Source organism: Methanosalsum zhilinae DSM 4017 (assembly GCF_000217995.1).
Lineage (GTDB): Archaea > Halobacteriota > Methanosarcinia > Methanosarcinales > Methanosarcinaceae > Methanosalsum > Methanosalsum zhilinae.
The window spans coordinates 1,417,449-1,429,716 of sequence record NC_015676.1; the positions used below are offsets into that span (position 1 = coordinate 1,417,449).

The 12,268-nt window shown below is 36.6% G+C and carries 9 protein-coding genes; 6 read left to right on the plus strand and 3 right to left on the minus strand.

Features of this window, described 5'->3' with window-relative positions; all coding sequences use genetic code 11:
* Positions 1-7: 7 nt before the first annotated feature.
* Genes MZHIL_RS06595 through brxF (MZHIL_RS06600) form a run of 3 tightly spaced genes read right to left on the minus strand, consistent with a single transcriptional unit; the run spans position 8 to position 4,257 of the window.
* Entirely contained in the window at positions 8-3,748 is a 3,741-nt protein-coding gene (locus MZHIL_RS06595; protein ID WP_013898594.1) for a DUF6079 family protein, read from the minus strand.
* Between the two features lie 31 nt (positions 3,749-3,779).
* On the minus strand, positions 3,780-3,926 hold the full coding sequence (gene brxF, locus MZHIL_RS10895) for a BREX-3 system P-loop-containing protein BrxF (RefSeq protein ID WP_394295828.1): 147 nt from the start codon (positions 3,924-3,926) through the stop codon (positions 3,780-3,782).
* Positions 3,856-4,257, minus strand: a complete 402-nt coding sequence (gene brxF, locus MZHIL_RS06600; protein ID WP_013898595.1) for a BREX-3 system P-loop-containing protein BrxF — start codon at positions 4,255-4,257, stop codon at positions 3,856-3,858. The genes brxF (MZHIL_RS10895) and brxF (MZHIL_RS06600) overlap by 71 nt, the downstream gene beginning before the upstream one ends.
* A gap of 977 nt (positions 4,258-5,234) precedes the next feature.
* On the opposite strand from brxF (MZHIL_RS06600), the gene MZHIL_RS06605 reads away from it, so the two are divergent.
* The 6 genes from MZHIL_RS06605 (at position 5,235) to MZHIL_RS06635 (ending at position 11,950) form a co-directional block, all read left to right on the plus strand.
* Positions 5,235-6,395: a DNA methyltransferase gene (locus tag MZHIL_RS06605; RefSeq protein WP_013898596.1), complete on the plus strand. Its 1,161-nt coding sequence runs from the start codon at positions 5,235-5,237 to the stop codon at positions 6,393-6,395.
* Between the two features lie 264 nt (positions 6,396-6,659).
* Positions 6,660-7,568 (plus strand): hypothetical protein, encoded by a 909-nt coding sequence (locus MZHIL_RS06610; RefSeq protein WP_216579995.1) that lies wholly within the window; start codon positions 6,660-6,662, stop codon positions 7,566-7,568.
* Positions 7,565-9,682, plus strand: coding sequence for an ATP-binding protein (locus MZHIL_RS06615; RefSeq protein WP_013898597.1), 2,118 nt, complete (start codon positions 7,565-7,567; stop codon positions 9,680-9,682). Before MZHIL_RS06610 ends, MZHIL_RS06615 begins: the two co-directional genes overlap by 4 nt.
* A 44-nt stretch (positions 9,683-9,726) precedes the next feature.
* Positions 9,727-10,059 carry a hypothetical protein gene (locus tag MZHIL_RS06620; protein ID WP_013898598.1) on the plus strand — a complete coding sequence of 111 codons (333 nt, stop codon included), beginning with the start codon at positions 9,727-9,729 and terminating at the stop codon, positions 10,057-10,059.
* Between the two features lie 1,194 nt (positions 10,060-11,253).
* A complete protein-coding gene (locus tag MZHIL_RS06630; RefSeq protein WP_013898600.1) occupies positions 11,254-11,709 on the plus strand; it encodes an SRPBCC family protein in 456 nt (151 codons plus the stop codon).
* Positions 11,687-11,950 (plus strand): hypothetical protein, encoded by a 264-nt coding sequence (locus MZHIL_RS06635; RefSeq protein WP_048815516.1) that lies wholly within the window; start codon positions 11,687-11,689, stop codon positions 11,948-11,950. The genes MZHIL_RS06630 and MZHIL_RS06635 overlap by 23 nt, the downstream gene beginning before the upstream one ends.
* The last annotated feature ends 318 nt before the right edge of the window (positions 11,951-12,268 follow it).

The following is a 12,268-nucleotide window of genomic DNA, read 5'->3' on the forward strand; positions in this document are numbered from 1 at the left end:
TTAATCCTCATTCTAGCACAATACGTACTTTGTTCGGATCCTTGCCTCTTGTGAGACTGTCCACATAGTCATTGAACATACTCTTGAACTCAGCCGGGCTTACAGGTCCTATCTCCACCATTTTTTCGATCAGTTCAGATTTTTTCACCGGAACCTTTTGCAGACCAGCTAGAACAGTTCTGACTATCTGTATAAACTCATTATTCAAAGGCTGAGGTAGCTCTCCTTTAATTATGAAATCCTGAACCATCTTTCTTTCATCATCCTGAAGAAGTTGATTTACATTTTCCTGTGTCACAGGATCTTCCAGGTTGTTCAGAAGAATTGTGGTCCACTGATCAGTTATCTGGTCAAGTTGTAATTCCATTTGATTAAGAAGAGTTGACGCCTGTACTTCACCTTCCATAGATGGTTTGAATTGGCAGTGTGGACATACCGGATTTGAGATAAGTTCTTGCTCCATAAGGTTAAAACAACTCTTCAATCCAGCCAAACGATTACGGAAATCAGTAAGTTGTTGTTTTGGCATCAGGTCTATACCTGCCAGTTTATCTAAATTCTGTAAAAGGGCGTCATTTATTAATGCTGACTTCTGTTTGTCATCATTGACACCCAGGCGTGACCTTGAGTGTAATGTACTGTAAATATTGATATATTCCTGCTTAAGCTGCTGCAGCTTTGTGTTTATTTCCTGAGATTTATTGGATAGCTCTGATAGCTTTGCCTGTTGCAGATCCATCAGGACATCATTACGTGTGGCTCTCAGGCGATCTGTCCACTCATGATCAGTAGGCAGTACCGTTTCTGCAGTGGTCAGCCATGATACAATACTACTCTGATTCATTACGAACTCACGCAATGATTCGAGTTCATCCAGTGCCTGAACGGCCTTTTCATGAGAAGATACTTCTTGAGCACTGTAACGGAAATTCTTAAGCTTTCCTGGTGTAGAGTAAACCTGTAACGATTCAAAAAAGTTTTTTGCATCCTCTATCCCGCTTGTCTGATTGGCAAGTTCAGTACCAACCAGCAGGTTCTGTCCCCAGAATGAAATACCTTCTCTCATAATCTGTTGTGCCATTACCATCCTATTAACGATCTTCCCCACAGCATCCTGAAGGTTCTGTACAGGCTCGTCCTTTCCCTGGGTCAGGAGTTGTGCCATTCCTGGCGACATGTTCAAAAGCTCGAAAAGTGCCTTAAGAGCAGGTAAATTCCATTCCTTAGGTTGTTCAACGTGCTTGAATCTGATCAGTTCATCCATGGAAGTAGCAGCTAATTGTTGAAGGCCTGTAGCATCGAACTTTTTACCAGGGATTGATAACACAACATCACCGGAATTCACAAGTGCAGCTAGAATAACTACAACCCATTCAGGTTCAAGTCTTGCACCAACTGGATTCATATATTCAAGTCCATGGTCGTCGAGGATGATCTCACTACGGTTGACCACTTGTCCATGTCCTTTAGACTTAAATTCTTCAAGGATTAAATCAGCATATCTTGATTTATGTGGATCTATCTTCTCCCCGTCCAACAGTTCCAGAGCATCCAGAACAGCAACAGCCTGTTTTGTACGACTCTGGCCGGCAATAGCCCTCAATGCATCCTGAGCAGCCTGCGGTCTATTATTTCCAGTGATCATTACTGAGAATATTGGATAATCTGGAGCCTGATCTGCAAAGTGTGGTTCCAGACATACACCTGCAATAGTATTGACCAGATCGCGGAAGTTAACGGTCTCCTGTGAAGTTAAACCAGGCAGACCTTTTATGGATTTTCCTTTTGCCCACTCGGTCATCAATTTCGTTCGTCCCTGATATGTTATTTCAAAAGTATCTGTCATATGTTTCTGCAGCCATTGTACCAGTTTCTTCAGGAATTCATTTGCCTTTGATTCATAGGTGGCTTTAGCGTGTCCCGAAGATGTGGAAGCAAGGTCTAAAGCTGCAGCATAGCTTTTTAAGACAGAATGGAACTCTTCATCTGTTACTTTTAGTCGGAAGAATACTTCATCGGAGTTCTTTTCGTTTATGTAACGCGATAATTTGTTACTGTAATCAAAAACCTGGATAAAATATAGATAAAAATCTCTCTGAGGCACTGCAGTAGAACGTTCATCAGGAGAACCGAAGAATAGATAACCTGTCCTTGCTGCCCTGTGCTCCCGCCATTCAAGTTCATGCTGCCATATTTTATAACCTGTAACATATGTCGAATCCGTAGATTCCATCACCCTTTTAAGCGCCTCATAGTAATACCTATCAAGTTGGGACTCCTCAAGGCTTTCAGTTCTCTTTTCTATTAAAGCATCGAAGTCATCGGTCTTTTTCAGATCCAGATAGAACTGACGGTTTTCCTGGTTGAAGGAAATGAACTGTCCGCTTACGGTCTTATGTATCTCGCGAAGTACAGTTTCCACATGAGTTTGAAGATCCTTATCTGGATCATCACTACCCATCTCAGCGATCATTGGTTCAAAAAGTAGCAAACTGTCACGCAGCTCTTCAGCTGTAGCACCTAAACTTGAATAGATATCACCTGTTGTAAGGCGATGCACAGACAAAGCATGTATGAGACGTAAAGCCATAGGCTTATATTGAGGTCGAGTAAAAGCCCGTTGTATAAGGGACTCTAATACTTGGCTGCAGTCAACCACTTTTCTTATTTCAGGAATAGAACGGAAAGAAGCATTCTGCTTCAACGTATCCCAATAACTATCAAAAGATATAAGCCCAGGATAATCCTCAGGCACCTCTCTATCCATAATGGATTTCATTTCGATAGAAAGCGTTTTGAGCACTTCACGCTTCTCTATTATCTTGACACGTTCGAATGTATCAATATAATCTGGGTGTACCGGGAAAAGCCGGACAAATTCATCCATCCTTTCATTAAGCCCGCCATAGAACTTAGCAAAAGGAGTCAGATATTCACGTATTTGTGCTTGCTGCTCTGTTGTTTTCTTAAGCAAACGTTCAGACACAACGAATTTAACATCACTACGTGCAATAACAACCTGTTCAAAACGATCCTTTACTCTGCGGATACTATCAGCTACGAATGCAAAACGAGGGCTATCAAATATTGCTTCCTGTACCCCAGCAATAAAGCGGAAACGCAGGTCTTTGCAAACCTCGCCCACTTCCCTTAAGAAATTCAGATCAAGAATCAGTTCTTGATCCTTACGGCTACGTAAATAATCCAGAAGTTCATCCACTACCAGTAGTAGCCCATGATCAGGATACACTTGATGGAAAACAGTCATCATTTCTTCAAAGGACCTCTTATTACTGACTACTTCACTCGCTTCAGGGAAAACATAATCAACATGCAGTTTGTCAAGTTTCTCCTCAAGTTCGGCTACCAGAATGTCCCTCAAAGACATCGTTGTTGAACCAATCTCTGTACGGATAACCTTGAATCTGCCAGCAATCTGCTTAGCAGAATCTTTAACACCATCATGTTTAAGTGAATCCAGTAAAGAATCGTCTTCTGCAAGGCTGGATATTACTGACATCAAGTGAGACTTACCAGTACCATAATTACCAACAACCAATATTCCTTTATTATCTATAGGCTGATCGAATTGTAATTGAGGAATGACAATATCAGTAAGCCGTTCTGCCATTTCTTCTGAAATTACATATGTATTTACCAAATGATGAGCTGCAGTGGATTTATCAGCAGCCCGTAGCTGAACCACCGATTCAATAGGATCGAATTGGATAAGATCTTCATATTTCATATTTTACCTACCTTTAATCATTTTTGCTAAATCAATTGCTCTTGCTATCCATTTCCACAATTAACACATCATCCATATCATAGCTTCTATACTCTGGATGACCGGGTTCAGCATATATCAGCTTTCCATCCTCTACATAACCATTCCAAGATGCAACGACAGCGTGATTTCTTGAGATTTTTTTGCAAGATTCTGAGAGGATCTAACTTTAATTTTCTATCAAAAAGCATCTCAACATTGTCCAAAAATTTAATTGAAAAATTATTATCAATAATATCCTCTAAAATTTGAGAAATATGGAGAGAACGTTGTTTTGATGTTAACTCTATTAATTGCTCCGAAATACTTACATTTACGTTAATGACTGGTACACTAAGTTCATCTGCAACATCTTTAATAACAGCTGTTTTACCTGAGCCTTGTTTCCCTACTAACAGAATAAGCTTGTAATAAAGATCATCTGTATCTTTAAGGTATTGTTTTAACTTATTTTGAATCTTATGTGCCATATTTTATCCACTTACTTAATAAACTCATTGACTATTTGTAAATTTATCTATTTATTTGAATTATGGCTATATAGACTCTAGAGAAAACTTATCTGAATAATAACTGTAAATGGGTAGAGTTTGCAATATCATATCTTAATAATCTTACTTTTTGACTTCCTTGTTTGCGTCTTATGGTCTAATGAAGTTGACTTCATACTTTACCGCATAAAGAACATGAATCTATTCAGAATCATACCTTTACTCTGGATAACAAAGTCTGTGATATTACATCAACAAATTCTTTTTATGTTTAATATCGTGTACATGCCTACTTGAGATCTTAAAATCTGTAACAATAAATTACTCAATAGCGATTGCTATACGTGTTTTCAGATATTATCTCATTTTCTGTCCTTTTCTCATTGAATAATAGCAACTACAATATCTACCCTGTAAATCCACTTGAATCAATAGCGTTAATGTGTTATCTGAAAGAAAACTGAAAGTCTATTCAATTTTCTAAACCCTTTGTGTAGTTTATACTCAGTTTCGTTGAAACTTTGTTTCAACTCAAGTCTTAAAGAAGTATTACGAAGGTGAGCAAACAAGTCAAATCATCAGTCATATTGTAAAGTCAAAAATTGAGACTCTGAAAAAAATACCTATCGAGATCATCGACTGCAGATCACAAATGACAAATATCAACGATAACCGACAGTATATTTTGACTTATTGTAGCTCTAGCAATTTGTTCGATTATAGATGATTTCTACATAGCATGCTTGTGGTTAATTATCATGGAGACACTTAGTCTCCTTTGTATCATCATTCTATATTTGGGAGACAATGGACAAAGAGAAAATTAAGAGACAGTGAGATAAAATGGTAAGGAAAAATTTTAAGTCTAGTTTTTTTTTGAAAAAAAATATTTGAACAAATGTATAAATATATTTATACCATATTTTAGTATATAATGTATTAAAAGAGAGAAATGAATGGCACAAAACAATTTTCCTGGAAACGACTTATCTTTTCCTCTTAATAAGCTTCCTAATAAAAGTAATTCTTATCTGAGGCTCAACACCATTTGCCCGTATTTTACTATGTTTCCGCTTGATTATCCTTTTGAAGTTTTAAAATACGCAAAATCAAATGATAAAGTTTTAGATCCTTTTTGTGGGAGAGGGACAACAAATTTTGCTGCAAGATTAAGAGGGCTGTCTTCTGTTGGAATTGATGCAAGTCCTATAGCATCCGCAATTGCCATTTCAAAATTTACGAATACGACACCTGAACAAATAATATCTTTATGTCAGGAGATATTGACAGATTCAGATAAACCCGAAAATGTTCCAGAAGGTCCTTTTTGGACTCTGTGTTATCATTCTTCTACCCTAAACCAGATATGCAAATTGAGAGAATCTTTTTCGGAAGAATGTAATACGGATACATCTATTGCTTTAAGGGCATTAACTTTGGGAATTCTGCATGGACCACTCGGAAAAACAGTTGATTCATATCTATCGAACCAAATGCCAAGAACATATGCTTCAAAACCAAATTATTCAGTGAAATACTGGGAAGAACGTGGTCTTTTACCTAAAAATATTGATTTGCTGGAGGTAGTAAAAAGAAGGGCAAAATACTCATTGTCTTCATTACCACCATATGTAGATGGCGGAATATTGAAAGAGGACAGTCGCAACCCTATAAAAAACAGTTCACTTCCACTAGAAGAGTTTGATTGGGTAATTACATCTCCACCCTATTACAATATGAACACATATATCCCTGATCAATGGATAAGGAACTGGTTTTTGGGTGGGAATGATAAAGTTGAATATTCATATTCTAAGCAAGTTTCACATTCATCAAAAAAGAAATTTAGCTCAGAATTAGCAAAGGTTTGGAAAAGCGTTGCTGACATATGTAATCCAAATGCTAATTTAATGATTCGTTTTGGATCACTTCCTAGTAGTCCTTGTAATCCTTCAGAACTGCTAGAAGAATCTCTCGAAGAAGCAAACTGTGGATGGGAAATAAATAATATAAAATCGGCAGGAACAGCAGAAAATGGTAGACGTCAATCTGAACAATGTGTAAAGAACTTGGGAAAAGCTATCGAAGAAATAGATTTGCATGCCATACTGAGGTGATGAAAGACGTTTGATGTTCATTCTCTCCCCGAACTGAAAAAAGCAATATATGAAAGAGCTCAGTCAGATAAAAAAATACTAGATTCACTTAGACGAGAAGTTCGTTCCTTTGCTTCAGAAGTCCACACAATTAAGCCCTATACTACGACAGCTGTTTCGTTAGTTGCAAGTGATGGTGGAAATAATCAACTTTCCTTTGATCCTTTTTATGTTCAATTAGTTCGTGTTACCGATTCCTATGGAAAAGAATTATGTGTAGATGCTGTGTCTCCTTCAACTGATACAGATGAATTAGGCAAGGCGCAGTTTAATTCTGACGGTACTCCCAAAACTGCTCTTGGAAAGATGATGAAAGATCTTGGAGTAGATAATCCTCCATTTTTGAATAGATTAAGTCCTATGATACCTAAAGGATCTGACATTCGCAAAAATCCAAATTCTGTTAATCAAAGATGGGTATTAACTTATAGGGATCTATGTGAGTGGGCCGTATTGTATGAAAGAATATGTCACGCAAATTTTGCCACAGACACTTTAATTGTTAGAGACGGGTTACTTAGAAGTAAAATATTTTCTGGGGAATTGTTCATAAGATGGAGAAAGAAAGTAGAGGAAGCAATAGATAGGATTTACAAAGAAGACCATCGAAGAATTTTTCTTGTTGGGTTAGCTAAACACAGTAAAGTTATCGTGCGATATCAACTGGCAATGGCTATTGATGATACCTTTCCATCAGGGGATGCCAGATTTGTTCGAATACCACGTGATTTAGAAGCTAAAGCATACATTTGGAATGAATATGCTAGAGGCGTAGAAGTTGAGGGGGAAGGTATCGAGGCTCCTAAGTTTGTGGCAGGTGATATGTTCCTTGTTAGATTTGGGCCAATGAGTGGTGATCCTATATGGGCTGTAGATATATTTTCCAAGCAAAAAGAGGATGCATCGGAAATATTTGGTTATCTTCTTAATGATGCGATAAATGGGTTTCCTGTTCCTTTCTATCCTCGATGTTTACAAAAGGCACATGAATTTGCACAAGTAGTAGATTTTGATCTTGAAATATTTCAAGATCATATTTATGAAGCTGTTAGAGATCTTCTTCCAGACAATAAAAAAAGTATTGTGGATTCTTGGAGATTCCGTTCAGATCTTTCAATGAGGCGATATGGATGAAATTATTTCCTAAAGACAAAGTAGTTGGTATTTTCAGGGGTTTCAGTCAAGGTGGTATGGAGTTTCATGCAGAAATTATGCTCCCTTATAGAAATGAATTTCAAAGTGTTCCCATGCATGGACAATTTTTACTTGTTCAATTGGAGAATGAAAATGAAGCTGTTTTGGGAAGAATAACATCTCTCTCATCTGAAGGTCGATTAGCGTCTAGTTCCGGGGAAGATTATGGCATCCGTGCTATCAATGATGATAGAGTCATTCCAGAAGATTTGCGTAAACAGTATCTGAAATATCGTGTTGATATTCGGGTATTGGGCGTCTTGAGGCTGGAAGATGGATCTATTGTTTTCGCACCATCTCATAGAAGACTACCTCATGTAGGGAGCAAAGTAGCTTTTCTTTCCGATAATATAATGAGAGAAGTTGCAGGCCACAATTTAGACGGTGTGGAATTAGGATATTTTGCACTTGGAGAGTTTGTCTTTGGAGGCACTGATGATAGACTCAAACAAGAGCCATGGATTCGAATTAAATCACCAGATGTTATTCCACGTTTTCAAATCAAAAATCTAGTTTCTAGGAGATCATTTATTTTTGCTAGAGCTGGTTTTGGTAAATCTAATCTCAACAAACTCCTTTTTAGTAATTTATACAAAGTAACTCCTACAATCGAAAAAAGGAATGGTAGAAAGGTTCCAGTTGGAACTATAATTTTTGATCCTGATGGTGAATATTATTGGCCAGACGACAGACATAGACCAGGTCTTTGTGATGTTCCTGAATTGGAAGATAAATTAGTAATTTTTACTAAAAAGAAAGGGCCAAGTGATTTCTACAACTCATTTGTTGCTTCCGACATTAAACTTGATATTCGTAGATTAAGACCAAGCGATGTAATTTCCATTGCATTGGGTCCAGATAAGCAAGAGCAACAAAATGTTAGAAAGCTAAAAGGCCTTCGTGATCAAAACTGGAAGGAATTAGTTGATTTAATACACGATCAAGGTAATCTAGCAGATGAGGAAAAAGTGAAAGAATTACTCCATCTCAAAGATGATCAGAATGCAGAAATGGCTGCCGCTAGAGCCAACATGACAGCAATCGTAAAAATGTTGCATGACCCAGGAAGTTGGATGCTTGATATGCTTATTTATAGTCTTAAAAAAGGTAAACTTTGCATTATAGATATTTCTCAACTAAGAGGAGAACCGGCATTAATTCTTTCAGGAATTATTCTCCAAACAATATTTGAGTTTAATCAAGCCCAGTTCACCAATTCAAATCCTGAAACTATCCCTACCATTGCGGTAGTAGAGGAAGCACAATCTGTATTAGGAAATAAAGGTAGTTTGCGAACTTATGTCGAATGGGTAAAAGAAGGAAGGAAATATGATTTGGGTGCTGTGCTTATTACTCAGCAACCAGGAAGTATCTCTAGTGAAATATTGAGCCAGGGTGACAATTGGTTTGCATTCCATCTACTTTCAGCTGGTGATCTCCAAGCTCTCAAAAAAGCTAATGCCCATTTTAGTGACGATATACTAAGCACGCTTCTGAATGAACCAATCGTAGGAAATGGTGTTTTTTGGAGCAGTGCAGGTGGTAAAAGTTATCCTATTCCTCTTAGAGTCATGTCCTTTGAAGAAATATATAAAGTTAGAGATGAAGAATACAATTTACCAAAAGCAAAAACATTTGTTCAGGAACTCAAGGATACTTTTGGGAGAACAATTAAACCTAAGACAGTACAGGAACCCCCATCAATAGATAAAGTATCCGAAAAATCAACATTAGATGATTTTGAATCTGAAGAAGAAGAGGTAGAAATCGATTATATGGAAACTTACATTATCGATACAATTGAACTTTTTAAAACAGATGAATTAACAATAGGTAAAATCAAAAATAATGGATTGCCATGGTTTGGAGTTCAAAAAAGGATTAGTGAATTATTACCTGATGTGATCGATAAGGATGAAAGGCTCTATAAAATAGCATACACTATAACTCCAAGAGTTCTAAATGAAGTTTTTGGAGAAGGTAATTGGGATACTGAAGCAAGGCCAAAAAGTTCGGGATCAGGAACAACCAAATGGATAATTCTTAATAAATAATTTTATCAGACTTAACAAAAATTACTTGAGCAGTATGAGTTGGAATGAATACACCGAAAGATATCAATGTTTTTGTGGTAAAGGCGAATATGAAGTATTACATCGTGAAAATGATTGGTTCCAGCAATTATACAATGTTATGCCCTGAATGTAAAGAAAAATATGTCTATATTAGAGGAAATTACGTAGATCGTAAATGGATACCCTATGATAGAGGCTGGGTTTTAAAGTCAACTCTAGAAGAAAAGAGAAAGTATAGAGAAAATGTTGAGAAAAAATCAGAGAGTTATATTTTGATACATGGAAAAATAATTTCTCCGATGTTAAAAATAATTAGGCTCTTTAGAAATCCTTATGTGAATAATAATTGTAAATGAATTATACCTTTCGATGTTATGTTTAACATTTTGCAGTTACTTCCCTTAACTGGATTCTATACTTTCTTGACTTAATTTCTTCATCATATTTTCATTTCAGAACTAAGAACATTGTTTATACAGACTTCTCGAATGAGAGAGTTGCATGATGTACAAGCTCGTTTAATTCCTTCAATCAAATAAGCTGGAAATGATTCTTTTGAAAAACGAAGTCATTTGTCCAGATCAGTCTGTTTTAAGGATACGTATATTATATAAGCATTTGTTATCACTGCAATAACAATTAACGCTATTAAATAATCACTGAATATTTCATTCCAGTAAGCACCAATAGCAATGCCGATGGCAAGAAGTGCAAGTTTGAATATTCCAATTTGCCACCAGGTAAATGTATACGATTTGAAAAGCTGCATATATATTTATTATATATTATAGTATATAAGATGCTTTACCTATATGAACTATTCAAATATTTTCAAACAAGGATATTCATTCCTTTTAGCTTTAGTTTAATTTTCAAAGAAAAACAGCTCTTACCTTTTTCATAATACAGGAATTGAATTGATGGAGAAAACGAATTTCTATAGACTTTAAAATAGAGAAACTATAAATATCTATGAAAATAATTGCTGCTGAGCATTAATTTGAATGGAGTCCTAAGATTTAAAAAACGTCTGAAAATGATCCTCTTTGGATTTATAGTTTGGATCATACCTTTTAGTGTATCTTGCACCTTGATAGCGTTACTAAAAAATAGTCGAACTGACTAAAGCGAAAGTATTGTGATCCGCCAATTTGGTTGCCTTTTCAGATTTTTATAGATGGGCGTAAAGCCCCTATGTCTTTAGCATAGGGAATGTAAGCGTCAACTATATTTATACATCATTCTCAATGTGTATGTAATTAACCGATAGCAAGAACCAAGCCAAAGGTAATTTAAACTGGGTGTCCAGGGAATAGGGGTCTTCGTAAAGAGTTCCTATTGTTCGTTGCCTTTCCAGTTGGGTATGAACTGTAATATCAGATTCCTTAAGGAATCGGTCGAAGAAATCCACGAAGTCTTTAGCTTTGGAGTAGTTCACCTCATAGTCCTTGATTATAAGTATAGCACCATTCCAAAAAAGATAGCATAGGGGAGAATTGAGGTCATAAATCTATGAAAATTTGAAAAGGAACATGAAATGGGGAAATAGAATGCATAAATTATATTATTCGATCGTTATCGATGCACCAAAAGAAAAAGTATGGGACACTATGATTGACATAGATTCTTATCGGCTCTGGACGGAGGTATTTTCACCGGGGTCACACTATGTGGGTGACTGGAGCAAAGGAAGCAAGATACTTTTTGGATCCAACGAGACCGGTTCTATGTCCGGAATGGTGAGCCAGATAAAAGAGTACGAACCATATGAGTATATATCCATCAAGCACATCGGTTTTCTTCAAGACGGAAAAGAGGACACTTCAAGTGAATTAGTAAAGGAATGGAGTGGAGCACTTGAAAACTACACATTTAAGGAAAAGGACGGAAGAACTGAATTGCTGGTAGATATAGATGTTCTAAGCGAGGAACACGAGGATATGGCACAAAAATGGCCTGAAGCACTTCAAAAGCTTAAGCAACTTGCTGAGAACGAGGCACACTAAAAGGCAGATTGCAATACCAAAGAATCTTAGAAATGATATGTTTCCCGAAGGTTCACAGGCCGCAATAGTTGCATATTCGAATCACATAGAAATTCGGCCATTTTCATACGTGTTGGATAAATTAGAATGTGCTTTAGCATCCGCACCTTCATTTGCGAAGGAATGGGATTCTCCGGATGAAGATCAAGCATGGGAAAATCTTCTTGAACATGCTATGAAGAATGAGCAGACTGAAAAGTGAGGTTTTAGCATATGCCCATCAGAACAGTCGGAAAGCCGGCCAGTTTTGGTTATTGCATAATAGAGGTAGTAATGTAATTGTGTGCTAGATAACAAGTCAAAAAGCACATAATGACGAATATGCAATACCTTTAAGCACCGAAGATTTTATTACCGGCTCATTACCATCACCCAGTTTAGTCAAAGCTAACATGATAATGACGTTGAATATAAATGCAATTCTTGCAAAATCGGGAACCCTTACTAATGAAAGAAATACGAGAAATTGAATATAAATTGGTAGAACTGATTACTTCACAATTTTTCTTATAGATAAAAT

Coding starts and splice junctions, on each gene's coding strand:
- MZHIL_RS06605 (WP_013898596.1), top strand. CDS start 5,235: ATGGCACAAAACAATTTTCCTGGAAACGACTTATCTTTTCCTCTTAAT.
- MZHIL_RS06620 (WP_013898598.1), top strand. CDS start 9,727: ATGAATACACCGAAAGATATCAATGTTTTTGTGGTAAAGGCGAATATG.
- MZHIL_RS06630 (WP_013898600.1), top strand. CDS start 11,254: ATGCATAAATTATATTATTCGATCGTTATCGATGCACCAAAAGAAAAA.
- MZHIL_RS06615 (WP_013898597.1), top strand. CDS start 7,565: ATGAAATTATTTCCTAAAGACAAAGTAGTTGGTATTTTCAGGGGTTTC.
- brxF (WP_013898595.1), bottom strand. CDS start 4,257: ATGGCACATAAGATTCAAAATAAGTTAAAACAATACCTTAAAGATACA.
- MZHIL_RS06595 (WP_013898594.1), bottom strand. CDS start 3,748: ATGAAATATGAAGATCTTATCCAATTCGATCCTATTGAATCGGTGGTT.